Genomic DNA, 17,687 nt, shown 5'->3' on the forward strand with positions numbered 1-17,687 from the left:
GCAGGACCGCCCAGTGCGGGACTGCTGGCGGCGTTGCCCCGTGGAGCGGTACCGGTGTGACGGCGAGGAGAGACGGCAAAGCTCAATCACTCGACTGAGCCTCGGCGTCAGTCGAGCGCCCCGTCCGGTAGACGTAGTAGCCAGCGGCCACGAACAGCAGACTCACGACGAGCCAGTGAGGGTTGTACTGACCGCCCTGCGAGAGCGGCTGGTGTAGCCCCAGAAGCACGTGGTCGACCACCGCGTCGAAGATGTCGAAGACGCCCAGTCCGACGAGCGCGGCCCCGGCGAGCGGGCGGACCGCGAGCGGGCTGTTCGCCGCTCGTTCCGCGCGCCAGAGCAGACCGGCACCGACGCTCGCAATGAGCAACATTCCGAGGGAGAACAGCCCGTCGGCGAGGATGTTGGTCCTGAGACCGGCCAGCGTGTCCATCGGGTAGACACCGGAGACGAGGTGGTGCCACTGCAACACGTGGTGGAGGACGAGTACGTCGACTAGCCCGCTGAATCCCAGCCCGAAGACGCCCGCCCCGACCAGCCCGCGTCCGCTCGTGGTCCGGGCGGAGGAGCGGGCTGCGTTCGGTTGGCTCATGGCAGAACATCGTCGCCGACCCGCTTTCCAAGCGGGCTTGCAACTGCTGCACGGGCAGCGAGCGCCGATGACCTGCGCTCGGGGACCGGCGTCAGGGTTAACACGGTCGGGACCGCATCACTCTGTATGAGCAGCACCGTCGAGGGGGAACCCGAACTGGGCGGCGAGGACGTCGGCGTCACCGAGGACGCCGCCGAGGAGGCGCTGGCCCTGCTCGAGGGCGAGGAGATGGACACCGACGTGGCCGGCCTGCGGCTGTTCGTCCAGCAAGGCGGCTGTGCGGGCCTCTCCTACGGGATGCGCTTCGAGCACGAACCGGAGGACGGAGACACCGTCTTCGAGCGCAACGGCCTGCGCGTGTTCGTCGACGGGGCGAGCATCGACTACATCGAAGGCTCCGTACTGGCCTACGAGGGCGGCCTCCAGGGCGCGGGGTTCCACGTCGAGAACCCCAACGTGGTCAGCGAGTGTGGCTGTGGCGAGTCGTTCCGGACCTGACTACGCGTCGCTTCTGTCTCGGTCCGAGCGCTCTGGGTCGGACTCGTTACTCCTCCAGTTCGAACGCCACTGTCACTTCGGCCTGGTACTCCCGGTTCTCGACGCTCGCTATCTCGACGCCCAGTTCGTCTACTTCGACCCACATCAGGTTGTCGAGCGTCCGCTCCGCGCGCTCGATAGCGTTGTCGGCGGCGGCGTCGAAGCTTTCGGGACTCGTACCGATGAGCGTGATTTTCTTGAACACCATAGCACCTCGAACTGTAGCTCCGTTGAAATATAAAACCACGGTCGCCGGGGCGGGGCCGCCCTCAGGCGGTCCGACCGTCGAGCCACTCTTCGACGAGGCCGACGATGTCCGTCAGATGTGCGGTCCCCCACAGCGCGACGACGACGGCACCGATGGTGTCGAAGACGAGGTCGAGCATCGTGTCCTCCAGCCCGAACTGCGTGAGGATAGTGGCGTTGCCCGTCGATTCGGCCACGAGCGTGATGGAGAACTCGAGGACTTCCCACAGCACGCCGAAGGCCAGCACGAACATGAGGATGAACACGAACATGAACCGCGGCGGGACGTAGATGTCGTCCGAGTGGCGGTCCAGCGCCCGCACGGTCGTGTAGCCGATGGCGGCGACGATAGACGACGAGAGGGCGTGGGTGAGGTGGTCCCACCACGGGACGCTCTTGTAGAAGTTCAGGTCCGACCACGGGAGGCCGATGACGCCGACGGCGTGGAGGAAGACGGCGGTCGTAATCCACAGCGTCAGCGCGGGGTCGAGCGCGATGCCGTAGTCACGTTCCAGCAGTGGCGGCAACTGGGTCACGAGCAGTCCGACGCCGGTGTTGACGATGACGCCCGTGTTCCCGGTCAGGACCCCGATGACGAAGATACCCACCATGATGACCTCCATCGCGTAGGTGGCCTGGCGCTGCCGGCGCTGGCCGATACCGACGTAGTCACGGACTCTCACGGAACCACCTCCGCCGGGACCCGAGTCGTCCCGATTCGGTAGCTGACATAGAGCGCGAAGAGTACGCCCGCGCCGACGCCGGCGATGGTCGAGGCGACGAACTCCCACATCAGCGCCTCCTCGATGGCGTGTTCGGAGAGCGCGGGGTCGAGGATGAAGGTCGTCCCCAGGGTCCGGTCGGACGCCCACCGGACGACGGCCCAGACGCCCGCGGCCGCCATCGTCGCCACGCCGACGAAGACCACGGCGAACCGCGGTGTCATCTTCACCGGCGTGAACAGCTGTAGCTCGACGGCGACGATGAGCGCGATGGCGGCCACCGAGAGGTACGTCGCGACGTTGCCGGTCACCGGGACCGTCGCGAACAGCCGCCCGACGATGGGGAGCGCAGCGAGCAGCAGTATCTCCCACGGCAACATCGCGTGGACGTTCCGATAGGAGACCGGCGGCAAGAGCGCGAGGGCGGCGACCGTCCCGGCGAAGGCCGCCCAGAGGACCTGCCCGTCCAGGAGGCTCCCGACGACGACGGCCAGTATCGCGACGACGACCAGCCACCCCAGGCCGGCGTTGACCCGTCTGTCACCCAGTAACTCGGCCACGTCACCGCTCATAGCTGCAAGACACGACGCTGGTAGAAAAACACTGTCGTCCTCACAGGACCCCGTAGGCCATCGCGTACGCGAGGGCGGCGACGGTGACGGCGGCCAGCCCGGTCACCACTACCCTGTCGCCGTCGATACCGCGGCTGAACGGGCGGACCGGGGCCCCGACGACGCCGATAGCCAGGACGCTGAAGACGAAGTGGGCCGACTGCTCCATGGTCGGGGCGGGCAACAGCAGGGCGGCCGCGGCGTAGCCGGCACCGAGCGAGGCCCGGGGACTGACCAGTTCCGACAGCCGCTGGTCGGTCAGGCGGGTGTAGGCTATCACGGCCAACCAGATAGCGCCGAGTTCGACCGCGAAGGCCGCGAGTAACTGCCCCGTCGGGTCGGGGTGCAAGGCGACGCGCTCGGCGACCAGCACCACGTCGAAGGGGTAGAGGAACGGCGGCGGCGACCCGGTGAACAGGTCGCCAAACGGGTGCGAGAGCAGTCCCAGCAGCGCGGCTCCAAACAGCGGGCGCGGTGCGACGGCGGTCCGGGTGGCGATCGCGCCGACGACGAACCCGGAACTGACGAACACGAACACGACGACCCCGCCGACGGCGCCGCTGAACAGCCAGCCGACGGCGACCAGCGCGGCGGCAAGCGAGAGCGAGAGCGCGCGCGTCGGCCGCGTCCCCGCGGCCCAGCCATAGACGGACACCGCGAGTAGCGCGCCCATCACCAGCGAGTGCGTCGGGCCGCGGTGGATGACGTTCGCGGTCTCCCAGAACACGTCCGGTCCCACCGTCTCGACGGAGCGCAACAGGAGACCGACGGGCGCGTAGACGACGTCGACGTCCGGGACCGAAGCGAACAGCCCGGCGACGAGACCGTACCGGAGCGCTCGCTCTCGGGGGACGGAGAGCCGCTCGGCCGCGCCCACGGCGAGGGCAAACGCCAGCAGTGCGTGGCCGACGAACATACGTTTCGTTGGCCGCCAGTCGCTATAAATCTCTCGTGTGAGCGTCTGTGACACATGAACTGCCGTCGGCTCGGGTGCCAGTTACCGCCGGTTTCTCTCGTCGGGGCGCGGACTCGGGACGGCACTACCCGTCCGTGAGGCCGTGCCAGCGGGATGTACAGCGGCGAAAACAGCGTGGGTCTCTACGCTCTGACGACGTCGTAGCCGCCGTCGTCGCGGACGCCGATGACCGCCCAGTCGTAGGTGACGTCCATCCGCGAGAGCCGGTCACCGACGTCGGGCGCCTCGGCGGCGCTCGTGACGAAACAGTGCATCTCCCCCGTCTCCGGGAACGAGATGTCGTCTTCGAGTACTGTGACGCCGACCTCGCGCCACTTGTGCGCCGCTCGTAGTCCGTCCTCGGTACGCGACACGGTGTACCCGATATCGTCGAATATCGACCGAGCCCGCTCGTCTAGTGATGTGCTAACGGCCGCCATCTGTGAACCCCTACCAGTGGGTGGGTGATAAACGTTCCCACTAGTAACCGAGACGACAGGATTCGGGCCTGACTACTCGTGGGCCGCGTCCCACTCCTCGGCCTTCCGGAGGTTGCTACAGTCGTTACAGCGGATGCGCCCCATCGAGTCCATGGCGTTGTTGAACGTCTCGCAGTTGCCACAGAAGTACCCCCACCGCCGTTCCCCGTCGGGGTCGACGTAGACGACGTAAAAGGGAGCTTTCGTGCCGATGTCGCTGTCCTCGCGGTCGACGTAGAGGGTCTCGCCGTCGGGACCGATGCGTTCGTGCATACAGACGCCTCGGTAGCCAGCGAGTAAAATCTGGGGGGCCGCGGCGACACCGTCGGTCTGTCCCCCGAACCGCCGGGAGGGCCCCGTGTGCAGCGCTGGCATGCGGTTTCGGCTTCGAAAGCGCTTTTAGGGCCCGTGGCACACTGTCGGATACAGCCTGCACCGGGTTGATGATGCTCCCAGCCTTCTCAGGATTCGCACGCCGGCGTGGCGTGCCGCGGGATTTCCCGCGAACGGCGGGGGAGCCTGAGCCCGCGTGCGGGAGGTGACCACACAAATGCCAGTATACGTAGATTTCGACGTTCCGGCCGACCTCGAGGACGACGCCCTCGAGGCGCTGGAGGTCGCACGAGACACGGGCACAGTGAAGAAAGGAACCAACGAGACGACCAAGTCCGTCGAACGCGGCTCCGCCGAACTCGTCTTCGTCGCCGAGGACGTCCAGCCCGAGGAAATCGTCATGCACATCCCGGAGCTGGCCGACGAGAAGGGCGTCCCCTTCATCTTCGTCGAGCAGCAGGACGACCTGGGCCACGCCGCCGGACTCGAAGTCGGCTCGGCCGCCGCCGCCATCACGGACGCCGGCGAAGCCGAAGGCGACGTCGAGGACATCGCCGACAAGGTCGAGGAGCTCCGCTGAGGTGACCGAGAATGAGTGCTGAGGAATCCGAAAGTAGCGGCGCCACGTCGGCCGAAGTCATCGAGATTGTCGGCAAGACGGGGATGCACGGCGAGGCCATGCAGGTCAAGTGCCGCATCCGCGAGGGCGAGAACCAGGGCCGGATCATCACCCGGAACGTCCTCGGTCCCGTCCGCGAGGGCGACGTCTTACAGCTTCGCGAGACGGCCCGCGAAGCCGACTCCATCGGAGGACAGTAACGATGCCCCGAACCCGAGACTGTGACTACTGCGGGCAGGACATCGAGCCCGGCACGGGCACGATGCTCGTCCACAACGACGGCTCGACCACGCACTTCTGTTCCTCGAAGTGCGAGAACAACGCCGACCTGGGCCGCGAGGCCCGGAACCTCGGCTGGACCGACGCCGGTCGCGCGACGACCGCGGCCGAGCAGCAGGCCGCCGCCGAAGCGGCCAAAGCGGCTGCGGACGCAGAGGAAGCCGAAGACGCCGACGAGGCATCTGAAGCCGACGAAACGGACGCGGACGACGCCGAAGAAGACGACGAAGCCGACGACGCCGAAGAAGCCGAAGCGTAAAGCCGTCGGCGGTCGACGTTTTTTCCAGATGCCTGAAACAGAGCGAACCTTCGTCATGGTCAAACCGGACGGTGTCCAGCGCGGTCTCATCAGCGAGATACTCGAACGGTTCGAGAATCGGGGCCTGAAAATCGTCGGCGCGAAGTTTATGCAGATGGACCGTGAACTCGCCGAACAACACTACGCGGAACACGAGGGCAAACCCTTCTACGAGGGGCTCGTCGACTTCATCACCTCCGGACCCGTCTTCGCGATGGTGCTCGACGGGCAGGACGCCACCCGGCAGGTCCGCCGGATGATGGGCGACACCGACCCGGCCGAGGCCGCACCGGGGACCATCCGCGGCGACTACGGCCTGGACCTCGGTCGGAACGTCATCCACGGCTCCGACCACGAGGACGAGGGGGCCAACGAGCGGGAAATCGACCTGTTCTTCGACGAGGACGAACTCGTCGAGTGGGACAAGATAGACGGCTCCTGGCTGTACGAGTAGGACCGTCCGCCGCGGGTCGGTGGCCCCGCCGAGCCAAACTGGTTTTGTGGCCGGCGGCCAAACACCATCCCATGAGTCGAACACTCTACCAGCTAGACGGCTGTCCGTACTGCGAGAAAGTGGCCGACCGGCTGGACGAACTGGGCGTCGACTACGACACCGAGTGGGTCGAGGCGCTCCACTCGAACCGCGACGAGGTAAAGCGCGTCTCGGGCCAGCGCGCGGTCCCGGTGCTTGTCGACGACGAGTACGGTGTCACGATGGCCGAGTCCGACCGCATCCTCGAGTTCGTCGACCAGTCGTACGCCTGATTACTCCTCGGACTCGAAGTCCAGCGCGGCGCCGTTGATACAGTAGCGTTTGCCCGTGGGTTCGGGGCCATCGTCGAAGACGTGGCCCAGGTGGCCGCCGCAGTTCGCACAGACCACTTCGGTCCGGCGCATCCCGTGGGAGTTGTCGACCCTCGTCTCCACGGTTCCCTGGTCGTAGACGTCCCAGAAGCTGGGCCAGCCGGTGCCGGACTCGAACTTCTCCTCGCTGTCGAACAGCGCGGTCCCACAGCCGGCACAGGTGAACACGCCGTCGTCTTTGACCTCCAGTAAGTCGCTGCTGAATCGGGGTTCGGTCCCGGCCTCGCGGAGGATGCGGTACTCCTCGTCGGTGAGCAGTTCGCGCCACTCGTCGTCCGTCTCCGGCACGCTATCGGCTTGTTCGCTCATACTACCCATACGTACTGGAGGGGCATAAGCCCACGTCGAGCGTGTGCGGCGGTGGCAGAAACTCTCCGCTGTTCGGTCGACAGCGAGCCGCGGGGGACCGGCGGTCCGCGCTCAGTCCATCACGAGCGTATCGCCCGCGAGGTAGTGCTCGACGTGGTGGGCGTCCTCCTCGGTCTGGACCAGAACCTCCCGGAGAATCTGGGCCGTCGCGTGGTCGCCGAGGTTCGCCGCCAGTTCGATGTGGTCGCGGGTCGACTCGATGATGTCGCCGTACACACCGAGGTCGTGTTCCAGCGACGTGCGGATGTCGTAGATTTCCTGGCCCTCGTACTCGACGGAGGCGTGTTCAGCCTGTTCGACGGGGCCGGCGATGGGCGTCCCGCCCAGGGCCTGTGCGCGCTCGGCGATTTCGTCGGCCGCTTCTTCGAGGTGTTCGGCCGCTTCGCCGAGGAAGAGGTGGAGGTCGCGGAACTCCGCGCCCTCGACGTTCCAGTGGTGTTTCTTGACCTGGTGGTAGAGGACGTAGACGTCGGCGAGGTCCTGGTTCAGGGCGTCGATAATCTGCTCGGACTTCTCGACGTCGAGGCGAAGCTCGTTCTCCTCGACGGTGCCGAACTCCCGCACTACGTGTTCTTGGGTTGCCATTGTCGTCCGTATATACTGACGGCTTGCACTTAAAAGTTCGCTTCTAGAAAAACTGTTTTACGGAAGAATAAATATTGTTTCGGATATGGCGACTTATTCTGAGGGCGCTGGAGCACCCATCTCAGGGACGATGAACCACCAGTGCGACGTGGTCCCGTGGGATGTCCGAGAACTCGACGGCCTCCGTCCGGATGGTCTGCTCACCGTGGACGGCGGTGACGGCGGCCAGCGTCCCGTCGTCGAAGTCGAGGTAGTCAGCGTACTGCTCCCAGACAGTCGGCGGGAGCGCGAGGATGAACAGGTCCGGCGTCCGGACCAGCACGGGGTCGTCGTACTGCTTGCGCCACTCGTAGACCAGGTCCTCGACGCCCGGATTCTCCCGCATCGCTCGCTGGTGGTCGGCGACGGCGCGTTCCAGCGCGTCGAGTTCGATGTCGTTGGCCGCCGCGACCTGTCCGAGTACGTCGTCGTCGAAGGGAGCGAGCAGCGTCTCGTCCGTCATTGCGCTCGCTTGCCCGGCCAGCCACAAAGCACCTGCTCTCGAAGGCCGGGTATCCTCCCGGATTAACTCTGTCAATACCCGCGCTTCGGCAGCTATTTCCACGCGGCGTCGCAAGTTCAGCCGAGAGGAATGGGACGATTATCGACGCTGTTTGGGCCGGAACGGGTCGCCGTGATCGGCGCGTCAGAATCGGAGGGTTCTGTCGGCCGCGCCATCACGGAGAACCTGCTTGCATCGTTCGACGGCGAGGTCCTGGCGGTCAACCCGAACGCCGAGGAGGTCCTCGGCCTCACCTGTTACGACGGCATCGGTGACGTCGACTCGCCGGGGACTGTCGACGTGGCCGTCGTCGTCGTACCGCCCGGGATTGCCGTCGACGCCATCCGCCAGTCCGGCGAGGTCGGCATCGAGAACGTCGTCGTCATCACCGCCGGCTTCGGCGAGACCGGCAGCGACGGGGCCGCCCGCGAGCGGGAACTCCGCGAGGTCGCCGAGGAACACGACCTCAACCTCGTCGGTCCCAACAGCCTCGGCGTGATGTCGACCCCGAGGGGGCTCAACGCCACGTTCGGCAACGAGATGGCCACCGAGGGCGACGTCTCCTTTATGAGCCAGTCCGGGGCCTTCGTGACGGCCGTGCTGGACTGGGCCGCCGAGCGCGACGTCGGGTTCAAGGACATCGTCTCTGTCGGGAACAAGACCGTACTCGACGAGGGCGACTTCATCGCCGAGTGGGGCGAGGACCCCGAGACGGACGTGATTCTGGGCTATCTGGAGGACATCGACGACGGCGAGCAGTTCATCAGAACCGCCCGCGAGGTGACCCAGGACACGCCCATCGTCCTCGTGAAGTCCGGCCGCACCGACGCCGGCGCCTCGGCCGCCGCCTCCCACACCGGGGCGATGGCGGGCTCCGAGCGGGCCTACGAGGCCGGCCTCGAACAGGCCGGGACGCTGCGGGTCGAATCGGTCCAGGAGCTGTTCGACTACGCGCAGATTCTCTCGGGCCAGCCCCTGCCCGACGGCGAGGAGATAGCCATCGTCACCAACGCCGGCGGTCCGGGCGTGATGACGACCGACGCCGTCGGCGACTCGGACCTGTCGCTCGCTGAGTTCACCGACGAGACCTTCGAGGAACTGCGCGAGACGATGCCCGAGGCTGCCAACATCTACAACCCGGTCGACATCATCGGCGACGCGCCCGCCGAGCGCTTCGAGACGGCGCTCGAAACCGTCCTCGCGGACGACAACGTCTCGATGGCCGTCGTCGTCGCCTGTCCGACCGCCGTACTCTCCTTCGAGGAACTGGCCGACGTCGTCGTCGAGGCCCAGCAGGAGAGCGGGCTGCCGGTCGCCACGACGCTGATGGGCGGTAAATCCGTGGGTGCGGGCCGGGAGATACTCTCGGAGGCGGGCATCCCGCAGTACTTCGACCCCGCCCGGGCCGTCGGCAGTCTGGACGCGCTGACGGAGTACCGCAACATCTCGGAACGCGAGTTCGAGGACCCGGCGACGTTCGACGTCGACCGCGAGCGCGCACAGGAGATTCTGGACGAGGCAGCCCGCCGCGACACCAACCGACTCGGCGTCGAAGCGATGGACTTGCTCGACGCTTACGGCATCCCGACGCCTCAGGGCGACGTGGTCGACTCGCCGGGCGACGCCGAGGCCGTCGCCGAGGAGATAGGCGAGGAGGTCGTGATGAAAATCGTCAGCCCCGACATCCTCCACAAGTCCGACATCGGCGGCGTCGAGGTCGGCGTCCCGCCAGCGGAGGTCCGGGACACGTTCGAAGACCTCGTCGTCCGCGCGCGCAACTACCAGCAGGACGCCACTATCCTGGGCGTGCAGGTCCAGGAGATGGTCGACCTCGACGCGGGCACCGAGACCATCCTCGGGATGAACCGTGACCCGCAGTTCGGCCCGCTACTGCTCTTTGGCCTCGGTGGTATTTTCGTGGAGGTGCTCGAAGACACCACCGTCAGGGTCGCTCCGGTGAGCGAACCCGAGGCCAGTGCGATGCTCGACGAAATCGAATCCGCGCCGCTGCTGCGAGGCGCCCGCGGCCGCGACCCGGTCGACGAGGCCGCCCTCGTCGAGACGGTCCAGCGGCTCTCACAGCTCGTCACGGACTTCCCGGCCATCGTCGAACTGGACATCAACCCGCTCGTCGCGACGCCCGACGGCGCCACGGCGGTCGACCTGCGGCTCACGCTCGACCAGGAGGAACTATGACCGACACGCTACTCGTAACCTCGACCGAAGAAGGAATCGGCAAGACAGCAATCACCATCGCCCTCGCGAAGGCCGCACAGGAGGGCGGCAAGGAGGTCGGCTACATGAAGCCAAAGGGGACGCGGCTCCAGAGCGCCGTCGGGAAGACCCGCGACGAGGACCCGATGCTCGCCCGCGAACTGCTCGACTTCGAGGCCGAGATGCACGAGATGGAGCCCATCGTCTACTCGCCGACGTTCATCAAGGAGGCGGTGCGGGGCCGCGAGGACCCCGACGAACTGCGCGAGCGGGTCGTCGAGAACTTCGAGGCGCTGTCGGCCGACCGCGACACGATGCTCGTCGAGGGCAGCGACAGGCTCGAGACCGGCGGCATCGTCGACCTCACCGACGCGGACATCGCCGAGGCGATAGACGCCCGCGTCCTGCTGGTCTGTAGCTACGCCACGCCGGGCGACGCCGACGAGGTGCTGGCCGCGGCCGACCAGGTGGGCGACCGCCTCGCCGGCGTGCTGTTCAACGGCGTCACCGACTCGGCCATGGAGGAACTGGTCGACGACGTCATCCCATTCCTCGAAGGGCGCGACGTGCCGGTGTTCGGCGCGCTCCCGCGCGTGCAGGACCTCGCGGGTATCACCGTGAGTGACCTCGCCCGGAGCTTAGGCGCCGACGTACTCACCAGCGAGGCGTCGACCGACACCCACGTCGAGCGGTTCACCGTCGGCGCGATGGGCGGCAACAAGGCCTTAGACCAGTTCCGGCGGACGCGCGACGCCGTGATGGTCAGCGGCGGCGACCGCTCGGAGGTCCAGACCGCCGCCCTGGAGGCGTCGGGCATCAAGGCCCTGCTGCTGACCGGTGGCTTCCGACCGGCCAGCGCCGTCCTCGGCCGGGCCGAACAGGAGAACGTCCCCATCCTGCTCGTCCAGTCCGACACCCGGACCACTATCGACCGCATCGAGGACGTGCTCCACTCGGGGCGCACCCGCGATACGGAGACCGTCACGCGGATGCAGGAACTGCTCGGCGACGGTGTCGACGTCCACTCGCTGCTCGGCCTGTCCGAGTAGCCACAGTTTCCGCTGCGATTCCATCCGCTGAGAACACGGCACAGACGGGCCATATATCGTTATCTCCAGACGAAACATACCTCCACCTTTTTATCGTCTGACGCACTCACTATACGTGGAGCCTCTCCGGCTCCGTAGTGTCACACGCTCGGGGGCGCAAGTCCCCGGCTTGTTCCCTTTGTGCGGTCCGCGGATTTCGATTCGCTCGGCGCTCACGCAGCGTCGCCGACGTACGCGAGAAAGAGCAGGCCGTCGGTCTGCAGTTCGTACGGAACGTCGCTCTCGAACTCGGTGTAGTCGAACGGCGCAGTCACGACGTGGTAGCCGTTGGGCGTCTCGCGGACGAGTCGCACGGTCGTCCGCGCGGTGAGGTCGGATTCGAGTTCTTCCGCATCGGTCCGGGACGCGTCGTCGAGGTCGAAGAGGAAGTCGCTGTCGTCCGCACACCCGTCCGACTGCAACACCGACCGGTACTCGTCGTCGACCCGTCTGAACTTCGCCGCGACGCCCTCGTCGCCGTGGAGTCGCATCTCCAGCCAGTCGTCCATCCGCCGGCGTAACTCGAAGGTCGCCGCCAGGGCGTCGCGGGCGTTCACCGTGAGATAGAGCCGATAGGTCGCATCGAAGCGACGGGCCGAGTGCTCCAGTTGGGCGACGGTATCGGGGAGGTCGGCGGCCTCCTCGACGACCGCACGCATCGTCGGACTGTCGCTCGCGCCGCCGTCGGTGTTCTCCTTCGACCGGGCAATAGCCAGGAGGAGGTAGACGCGGTCCGGCCCGAACGCACAGAACTCCCGCAGTTCCTCGATGTCGACCGTCATACTCCAGCGTCGGCCATCCCGGGTAAAAGGCTGCTGTCGCGGGCGCCCGGAGTCAGTCGTCCGACTCCAGTTCGGATTTGCGCTCTGCGCTGCCAGCGGCGGTCTCGGGCCCGGTTTCGTCGTCCCGTCGCTCCTTGACCCGCTCGGGGTCGAACTCGTTCGTCTCCCTGTTTGGCTCTAGCCCGGCCTGCTCGACGATTTCGATGTCGTCGGCCGGCGACTGGCCCGCCGTCGTCAGGTAGTCGCCGGTGAGGATGCCGTCGGCGCCCGCCTCCAGCGCGGCGACTTGCCCCTCCGTGTCGAGGTTGACCTCGCGCCCGCCGGTCAGGCGCACACGAGCCTCTGGATGGAGCAACCGGTAGACCGCGATGGTCTTGACGACCGCCTCCGTCGTGATGTCGGGGAGACCGCGCTCGGCCAGCGGCGTCCCCGCGACGGGGTTGAGGATGTTCACCGGGAGCGAGGAGACGCCGATGTCCTGTAAGGCTACGGCGGCGTCCACCCGGTCGGTCGGGGACTCGCCCATCCCCAGGATGACGCCGGCACAGAGGTCCATCCCTGCGTCCTTGGCGACTTCCAGCGTCTCGACGCGGTCCTCGAAGCCGTGGGACTGGACGATTTCCGGGAAGTACCGCGGGGAGGTCTCGATGTTGTGGTTGTAGTGGTTGAGCCCCTCCTCTGCGAGTATCGCGGCCTCCTCCTCGGTGAGGATGCCCAGCGAGGCGTCGACCTCCACGTCGGTCTCGTCGCGCACGAGTCGGATGGCTTTCAGCACCGCTTCCCACTCATCGGGCCGGCGTTCCTTCGAGACGCCCTTCTCGGCGAGGACGATGCCGAACCGCTGTGAGCCGTCCCGTTCGGCCCGTTTTGCGGCTTCGAGTATCTTCTCCGGGCCGAGGAAGTCGTAGGTGTCGATGCCGGTGTCGAAGTGGACCGACTGGGCACAGAAGCCACAGTCCTCCGCGCAGTTACCGGCCTTCGCGTTTACGATAGAGCAGGCGTCGACGGTGCCGTCGCCCAGTTCCGAGCGGACGGCGTCGGCGCCCGCGGCGAGTGCGTCGACGGGTTGGGCGATGAGGGCCAGTCCGTCCCGCCGGTCGAGTCGCTCTCCGTCCAGTACGCGGCTCACTGCGTCGTCGACCGTCCGGTTACCCGTCTCGTAAACCACACATCGACTGTCTGTTGACGGCCTGATAAGGATTCGGGTGGCGGGCGTCAGTCGCTCCGGAAGTCACGGGCCGTCGGGCCGCTCCGGGTGACGTGGCCGTACTTCAGCAGGGCCACGAACACTGTCCCCCCGACGAGGTTCCCGACCGTCGAGAGTCCCAGAAACCTGGCGAATGCCATCGGGCCCAGCGCCGGCGAGGCGAGCGCTCCGGCGACCACCTCGACGGAGCCGGCGATGCAGTGGGGGAGATGGGCCACGCCGATGGCCGTCGCGACGAGCCAGACGACGAAGATGCGTGACGCGGTGCTGTCCGCGCCGGCCACGAGCCAGGTGAGCAACCCCATCAGCCAGCCCGCCAGCACGCCGCCGCCGAGCAGCCCCATGGTCGGCTGGTCCGTGTACACCCGAGCCAGTTCGACGAGAGCGGCCGGCTCGACGGCTTCGACGGTCGGACCGACGGCGACTATCAGCGCACCGAACACCACCGCGCCGACGAGGTTAGAGACGTAGACGATACCCCACAGCCGGGCCAGCTTCGCCGGCGACGCGCTGCCGTCGAGTACGGGCAACACCGCGAGGGTGGTGTGTTCGGTGAACAGCTCCGAGCGTCCGAGGACGACGAAGATGAACCCGATACCGTAGGCGAGCGCGAGCAGGAGTTGCGTGGTCAGTTCCCCGGTCCCCGCGGTCCCCGCCGTCGTCAGGATGACCGCCATCAACAGCGGACCGAAGCCGATGTCGAGCCCCGCGGAGAGCCCCGAAAGCGAGAGCCCGGTCGTCGGCCGCTGTAGCTCGCTCAGCCCCCGGCGAATCTCGATGTCGAGGATGTCCTCGCCCTCGGCTTGCTCCGCCTCCGCGGCAGCCTCTCCGGACATGGATTGGACTGACTAACGGCAGGCGCGGCTTCAATGTTTCTTTCTACTGACACTATGCTGCCACTCAGTAGAGTTCGTCCAGGTCATCGGCCGTGTTCGCGTGCTGCTTGGCGGGGAACTCACCGCTTTCGACGGCCTCGACGTAGTCCGCGACGGCCGACTGGACTTCCGCGCGGACGTCGCCGAACTGCTCGGCGAAGGGCGGCGAGGACTCCGCCAGCCCGACCACGTCGGTAAACACGAGCACCTGCCCGTCGCAGTCACCGCCGGCGCCGATACCGATGGTCGGAATTGAGAGCGCGTCGGTCACTTGCGCCGCGAGGTTCGCGGGGACGTGTTCGAGCACGAGCGCGAACGCGCCCGCCTCCTCGTGGGCGACGGCGAGTTCGAGAATCTCCGCTGCTTCCTCCCGTTCGGTCGCCTGCTGGGTGTAGCCGGTCTGGTTGACGCTCTGGGGGGTGAGCCCGAGATGCGCCATCACGGGGATGCCCAGGTCGGCGAGGCGTTCGGTCAACTCGACGGTGTGGGGGCCCGACTCCAACTTGACGGCGTTTGCGCCCTCCTCCTTGAGCATCCGGCCGCAGTTCCTGACGCTCTCGCCCTCGTCGGCGCCAAAGGAGAGAAAGGGCATGTCGGCGACGACCAGGGCCTCGTCGGTCCCGCGGGCCACGGCGCCGACCCGGGAGGCCACCTCGTCGACGGTCACCGGCAGCGTGTCCTCGTGACCCAGCACGGCGTTGCCCATGCTGTCGCCGACGAGGACGACGTCCACCCCGGCCGCCTCGACGAGCGTCGCCGTCACGGCGTCGTACGCAGTCAACATCGTAATCGGTTCGTCACCGGCCATCGCCTGCAGGTCCCGAACGGTGGTCATGTCCGTGGCCGGGCGCTCCGGGGTATTACGTGTTCGGGTCGTCGCCGAATCGGGCGCAGCGTGGCCGCCAGGAGCACCGGCCGCTCCGACCGCGCCGTCGTGCCTAGATTTAATTACTCCTGTTGTTAACGAATTTCCATGGTGGACGAACCCTACTATCCGAACAAGGCGCCGGTAGTGAGCCGCCTGCTGGAGACGCTCTGTCACCCGGTTCGTCGCGAGATTATCCACTACTTCGAGCGGATTACGGAGAGCCGGAGGGTCCGTCTCCTCGCGCTGGTCCACTACCTCGACGGCCGGATTCCCTCGCAAAACGAGACGCAGCTCCGGCTCCAACTCGCACAGACACAGCTACCGAAACTCGACGACAGGGGCTGGGTCGAGTACGATGCCGACGGTGACAGGATAGAGTATCTCGGTCACGACAGGGCCAAACCGCTGCTGCAGGAAGTCTGTGCCGTCTTCTGAGTCGGTGGTCGTCCCGGTCGCCTACTCGAACAGCCCCATGTCGCGCCCGAGCCGGTCGGTCAGCGCGTCCAGCACGTCGGGGTCGACCTCGGCGACCGCCTCGCCGTCGTGGAGCTGTTCGTTGTGTCTCTCCACCGCGGCCGCCACGTCGTCGAACGGGACCTGCGTGCGCGTCCCGCAGGCCGTACAGACGACCGGTATCTCCGGCGTCTCTTCCTCGGCTGTCATAGCGACCGGTTTGGGGCGGCCCGTGAAATAAGGGTCGGTCGGCTCGCCAAACCGCAACCGCCTTGCCACACCGGTCGGAACCGTCGGCCGTGCCAGCAGTCGAGCAAACCGACCCGGACGGCGTCGACTTCGGCTGGGTGATGCAGGTCACCTTCGTGACGACTATCGTGGTCGGGTCGCCCATCGTCGCCGTCGCCTCCGTCGGCGCGGCCCTCCCGACGTGGACGAGCCGTGCGATGTTCGCGGTTCGCGTCGGGGCCGTCGTCTGGGTGCTGACCGCGCTCTCGGTCTACCTCTACGCCCGGTACAGGCGCTGATCGAACTCGCTCGCCCACGAGAACTCGACGCCGGCCCGGCGCGCCGTCTCGGCGTCCCGCTCGGAGTCCCCGACGAACACCGTCGCCGCCGGTTCGACGTCGAGGTCGTCGACGACCGTCAACAGCCCTTCCGGGTCCGGCTTCTCCGACCCGACGGAGTCCCGCCCCACCACCGGCCCGACGGCGTGTTCGATTTCGTGGACCTCCAGGGCCAGCCGACAGGCCCCCTCGGCGTTGAGTGAACAGACGCCCACGGGAACGTCGTGGGGCAGGCCGTCGGCAAGCGACAGCCGGCTCGACTGCCGCGCGCCCTCTCGCTCGTACTCGGCGATGGTCGTCTCGACGGCCGCCCGATGACCGGTCGTCTCGGAGAGCTCCAGTAGCCCCCAGAGACTCGCGGTGTCCGGCTCTACGCCGCGGTCTCTGAGGACGGCGGCGACATCGCGGGTGACGACACCCCAGTCGACGGCGAGGTCGACCAGGGTGCCGTCGAGGTCGTAGACGACGGCGTCGTGACTCACGACGAAGCCTACGCGTGCGGGCTGGAAATGCGCTTCGGCGACGGTGTCTCAGCGCGAGTCCGCGAGTTCGATATCCAGAAACTTCTCGATGGCGGCGATGGTCGAGCCTTTCACGTTCGCCTGGACCGCCCGGCCCTGCTCGACGGCGAGGACGTCGTCCTCTGTGAGGTCGAGTTCCGTCGCGAGTTCGCCGGTCTGGAGCCCTTCCGCCTGTCGGGCCTCGGTGACGCGGGAGCCGTAGTCGGAGACGAGATAGGGGAGCTGGTCGGCGTCGTAGTCGGCGCCGTCTTCCCAGTGGGAGCCGTCGACCGATTGGGAGTCCTGCATCTTCGCCGTGTTCTGTGCCGCGCGGCGCTTGCGTTCCTGGTCGTCCGGCGAGTCGCTGCCCGACGGGCCCTGGTCGCTCTCGCCGTGGTTCTGCGCGCAGTCAGCACAGAGGTCGAGCGTCGCGCCGGCGACCTCGGCGGTCTGTGTGTCGCCGGCGGCGCCACAGAGTTCGCAGCTCCCGCCGGCGCTGCCCCCCCCGCTGCCGGTCGAGTATTTGGCCATGCCCCCGGTAGCGGTTTCGTCATATTTGAAACGTCCGGTTCGGCGGGATGCGAGAGCGTCTCGGAGCGGGACGCAAACGAAAGCCCTTTTATCCGACCACGGGATACGATTTATTGCAGTAAGACACAGCGTGCGTGGGTAGCCAAGCCAGGCCAACGGCGCAGCGTTGAGGGCGCTGTCCCGTAGGGGTCCGCCGGTTCGAATCCGGTCCCACGCATTTTTGTCACGAGCAAACCCGCGAGTGACAAAATCGTTCAGCGGAGTCGGGCCCTGGAAGACGAACGGAGTGAGTCTTCCTCCGGTTCGAATCCGGTCCCACGCATTCTACTGACCACGAACGGACGTGAGTGGTCTGTGTATCGGACGGAGCGGCTTCGAAGCACGGGAGGAACGCCCAGCGAACGGACGTGAGCGAGCAGTTCTCCATCCGGTTTGAATCCGCTCCCACCCACACCGAAGAGCGGCCGAATCGTCTTTGGCCCCCTTCGAGCTTCAAATCTGATAATTTGGCCGAAGGTTTTATATTTGCCTGTGATTTCGATATACATATGGCACCGTTCAGGTGCCACTACC

At 66.8% G+C, this 17,687-nt stretch carries 27 protein-coding genes and 1 tRNA gene; 11 read left to right on the forward strand and 17 right to left on the reverse strand.

Going from position 1 to position 17,687, the window contains the following annotated elements:
- Nucleotides 1-82: 82 nt before the first annotated feature.
- Nucleotides 83-592: a DUF2243 domain-containing protein gene (locus NDI86_RS14400; protein WP_310901135.1), complete on the reverse strand. Its 510-nt coding sequence runs from the start codon at nt 590-592 to the stop codon at nt 83-85.
- A gap of 126 nt (nt 593-718) precedes the next feature.
- On the opposite strand from NDI86_RS14400, the gene NDI86_RS14405 reads away from it, so the two are divergent.
- Nucleotides 719-1,090, forward strand: a complete 372-nt coding sequence (locus NDI86_RS14405; RefSeq protein WP_310901136.1) for a HesB/IscA family protein — start codon at nt 719-721, stop codon at nt 1,088-1,090.
- Nucleotides 1,091-1,136: 46 nt separating this feature from the next.
- On the opposite strand, the gene NDI86_RS14410 is transcribed toward NDI86_RS14405, so the two are convergent.
- The 6 genes from NDI86_RS14410 to NDI86_RS14435 form a co-directional block, all read right to left on the reverse strand.
- The gene (locus NDI86_RS14410) at nt 1,137-1,337 is read right to left on the reverse strand and encodes a dodecin (RefSeq protein WP_310901137.1); all 201 of its coding nucleotides are present in this window, start codon (nt 1,335-1,337) and stop codon (nt 1,137-1,139) included.
- Nucleotides 1,338-1,398: 61 nt separating this feature from the next.
- The gene (locus tag NDI86_RS14415; RefSeq protein WP_417936276.1) at nt 1,399-1,998 is read right to left on the reverse strand and encodes a DUF2238 domain-containing protein; all 600 of its coding nucleotides are present in this window, start codon (nt 1,996-1,998) and stop codon (nt 1,399-1,401) included.
- 56 nt (nt 1,999-2,054) lie between these two features.
- Nucleotides 2,055-2,669 (reverse strand): hypothetical protein, encoded by a 615-nt coding sequence (locus tag NDI86_RS14420; protein WP_310901139.1) that lies wholly within the window; start codon nt 2,667-2,669, stop codon nt 2,055-2,057.
- Nucleotides 2,670-2,709: 40 nt separating this feature from the next.
- Nucleotides 2,710-3,624: a metal-dependent hydrolase gene (locus tag NDI86_RS14425; RefSeq protein WP_310901140.1), complete on the reverse strand. Its 915-nt coding sequence runs from the start codon at nt 3,622-3,624 to the stop codon at nt 2,710-2,712.
- A 182-nt stretch (nt 3,625-3,806) separates the two neighbouring features.
- Complete coding sequence (locus tag NDI86_RS14430) at nt 3,807-4,103, reverse strand: DUF7116 family protein (RefSeq protein WP_310901141.1); 297 nt, start codon at nt 4,101-4,103, stop codon at nt 3,807-3,809.
- 72 nt (nt 4,104-4,175) lie between these two features.
- Nucleotides 4,176-4,415, reverse strand: a complete 240-nt coding sequence (locus tag NDI86_RS14435) for a DUF5816 domain-containing protein (RefSeq protein WP_310901142.1) — start codon at nt 4,413-4,415, stop codon at nt 4,176-4,178.
- A gap of 277 nt (nt 4,416-4,692) precedes the next feature.
- On the opposite strand from NDI86_RS14435, the gene rpl7ae reads away from it, so the two are divergent.
- The 5 genes from rpl7ae to NDI86_RS14460 all read left to right on the forward strand — a co-directional run bounded on the left by rpl7ae (nt 4,693) and on the right by NDI86_RS14460 (nt 6,436).
- Nucleotides 4,693-5,055, forward strand: coding sequence for a 50S ribosomal protein L7Ae (gene rpl7ae, locus NDI86_RS14440; protein ID WP_310901143.1), 363 nt, complete (start codon nt 4,693-4,695; stop codon nt 5,053-5,055).
- An 11-nt stretch (nt 5,056-5,066) separates the two neighbouring features.
- On the forward strand, nt 5,067-5,294 hold the full coding sequence (locus NDI86_RS14445; protein WP_310901144.1) for a 30S ribosomal protein S28e: 228 nt from the start codon (nt 5,067-5,069) through the stop codon (nt 5,292-5,294).
- Nucleotides 5,295-5,296: 2 nt separating this feature from the next.
- Nucleotides 5,297-5,632, forward strand: a complete 336-nt coding sequence (locus NDI86_RS14450; protein ID WP_310901145.1) for a 50S ribosomal protein L24e — start codon at nt 5,297-5,299, stop codon at nt 5,630-5,632.
- A gap of 28 nt (nt 5,633-5,660) precedes the next feature.
- The gene (ndk, locus tag NDI86_RS14455; RefSeq protein WP_310901146.1) at nt 5,661-6,125 is read left to right on the forward strand and encodes a nucleoside-diphosphate kinase; all 465 of its coding nucleotides are present in this window, start codon (nt 5,661-5,663) and stop codon (nt 6,123-6,125) included.
- A 71-nt stretch (nt 6,126-6,196) separates the two neighbouring features.
- Complete coding sequence (locus NDI86_RS14460; protein ID WP_310901147.1) at nt 6,197-6,436, forward strand: glutaredoxin family protein; 240 nt, start codon at nt 6,197-6,199, stop codon at nt 6,434-6,436.
- On the opposite strand, the gene msrB is transcribed toward NDI86_RS14460, so the two are convergent.
- The 3 genes from msrB to NDI86_RS14475 all read right to left on the reverse strand — a co-directional run bounded on the left by msrB (nt 6,437) and on the right by NDI86_RS14475 (nt 7,991).
- On the reverse strand, nt 6,437-6,844 hold the full coding sequence (msrB, locus tag NDI86_RS14465) for a peptide-methionine (R)-S-oxide reductase MsrB (RefSeq protein ID WP_310901148.1): 408 nt from the start codon (nt 6,842-6,844) through the stop codon (nt 6,437-6,439).
- Nucleotides 6,845-6,955: 111 nt separating this feature from the next.
- Nucleotides 6,956-7,489, reverse strand: a complete 534-nt coding sequence (dpsA, locus tag NDI86_RS14470) for a DNA starvation/stationary phase protection protein DpsA (RefSeq protein WP_310901149.1) — start codon at nt 7,487-7,489, stop codon at nt 6,956-6,958.
- Nucleotides 7,490-7,610: 121 nt separating this feature from the next.
- Nucleotides 7,611-7,991 (reverse strand): DUF8048 family protein, encoded by a 381-nt coding sequence (locus NDI86_RS14475; protein ID WP_310901150.1) that lies wholly within the window; start codon nt 7,989-7,991, stop codon nt 7,611-7,613.
- 129 nt (nt 7,992-8,120) lie between these two features.
- Here NDI86_RS14475 and acs point away from each other — a divergent pair, with 129 nt between their 5' ends.
- Nucleotides 8,121-10,226 carry an acetate--CoA ligase alpha subunit gene (gene acs / locus NDI86_RS14480; RefSeq protein WP_310901151.1) on the forward strand — a complete coding sequence of 702 codons (2,106 nt, stop codon included), beginning with the start codon at nt 8,121-8,123 and terminating at the stop codon, nt 10,224-10,226.
- The gene (locus tag NDI86_RS14485) at nt 10,223-11,293 is read left to right on the forward strand and encodes a phosphotransacetylase family protein (protein ID WP_310901152.1); all 1,071 of its coding nucleotides are present in this window, start codon (nt 10,223-10,225) and stop codon (nt 11,291-11,293) included. Before acs ends, NDI86_RS14485 begins: the two co-directional genes overlap by 4 nt.
- A gap of 212 nt (nt 11,294-11,505) precedes the next feature.
- Here NDI86_RS14485 and NDI86_RS14490 read toward each other — a convergent pair whose 3' ends face one another.
- The 4 genes from NDI86_RS14490 to panB all read right to left on the reverse strand — a co-directional run bounded on the left by NDI86_RS14490 (nt 11,506) and on the right by panB (nt 15,031).
- Nucleotides 11,506-12,114: a hypothetical protein gene (locus NDI86_RS14490; RefSeq protein WP_310901153.1), complete on the reverse strand. Its 609-nt coding sequence runs from the start codon at nt 12,112-12,114 to the stop codon at nt 11,506-11,508.
- A 52-nt stretch (nt 12,115-12,166) separates the two neighbouring features.
- Complete coding sequence (gene bioB, locus NDI86_RS14495; RefSeq protein ID WP_310901154.1) at nt 12,167-13,282, reverse strand: biotin synthase BioB; 1,116 nt, start codon at nt 13,280-13,282, stop codon at nt 12,167-12,169.
- 47 nt (nt 13,283-13,329) lie between these two features.
- On the reverse strand, nt 13,330-14,157 hold the full coding sequence (locus NDI86_RS14500) for a formate/nitrite transporter family protein (RefSeq protein ID WP_310901155.1): 828 nt from the start codon (nt 14,155-14,157) through the stop codon (nt 13,330-13,332).
- A 64-nt stretch (nt 14,158-14,221) separates the two neighbouring features.
- The gene (gene panB / locus NDI86_RS14505) at nt 14,222-15,031 is read right to left on the reverse strand and encodes a 3-methyl-2-oxobutanoate hydroxymethyltransferase (RefSeq protein ID WP_310901156.1); all 810 of its coding nucleotides are present in this window, start codon (nt 15,029-15,031) and stop codon (nt 14,222-14,224) included.
- Between the two features lie 138 nt (nt 15,032-15,169).
- Here panB and NDI86_RS14510 point away from each other — a divergent pair, with 138 nt between their 5' ends.
- Nucleotides 15,170-15,499 carry a DUF7344 domain-containing protein gene (locus NDI86_RS14510; protein ID WP_310901157.1) on the forward strand — a complete coding sequence of 110 codons (330 nt, stop codon included), beginning with the start codon at nt 15,170-15,172 and terminating at the stop codon, nt 15,497-15,499.
- Nucleotides 15,500-15,520: 21 nt separating this feature from the next.
- Here the strand turns inward: NDI86_RS14510 and NDI86_RS14515 are convergent, their stop codons facing one another.
- Entirely contained in the window at nt 15,521-15,727 is a 207-nt protein-coding gene (locus tag NDI86_RS14515; RefSeq protein WP_310901158.1) for a DUF8149 family protein, read from the reverse strand.
- Nucleotides 15,728-15,816: 89 nt separating this feature from the next.
- Between NDI86_RS14515 and NDI86_RS14520 the strand changes: the two genes are divergently transcribed.
- Nucleotides 15,817-16,044: a DUF5822 domain-containing protein gene (locus tag NDI86_RS14520; RefSeq protein ID WP_310901159.1), complete on the forward strand. Its 228-nt coding sequence runs from the start codon at nt 15,817-15,819 to the stop codon at nt 16,042-16,044.
- Here the strand turns inward: NDI86_RS14520 and NDI86_RS14525 are convergent.
- Both NDI86_RS14525 and NDI86_RS14530 read right to left on the reverse strand, forming a co-directional pair.
- On the reverse strand, nt 16,023-16,565 hold the full coding sequence (locus NDI86_RS14525; RefSeq protein WP_310901160.1) for an HAD family hydrolase: 543 nt from the start codon (nt 16,563-16,565) through the stop codon (nt 16,023-16,025). The genes NDI86_RS14520 and NDI86_RS14525 overlap by 22 nt on opposite strands.
- Before the next feature lie 48 nt (nt 16,566-16,613).
- A complete protein-coding gene (locus tag NDI86_RS14530; RefSeq protein ID WP_310901161.1) occupies nt 16,614-17,114 on the reverse strand; it encodes a helix-turn-helix domain-containing protein in 501 nt (166 codons plus the stop codon).
- A gap of 132 nt (nt 17,115-17,246) precedes the next feature.
- On the opposite strand from NDI86_RS14530, the gene NDI86_RS14535 reads away from it, so the two are divergent.
- Nucleotides 17,247-17,331 (forward strand) — tRNA-Leu (locus NDI86_RS14535).
- The last annotated feature ends 356 nt before the right edge of the window (nt 17,332-17,687 follow it).

It is taken from the genome of Haloarcula onubensis, assembly GCF_031624605.1.
GTDB classification, from domain to species: domain Archaea; phylum Halobacteriota; class Halobacteria; order Halobacteriales; family Haloarculaceae; genus Haloarcula; species Haloarcula onubensis.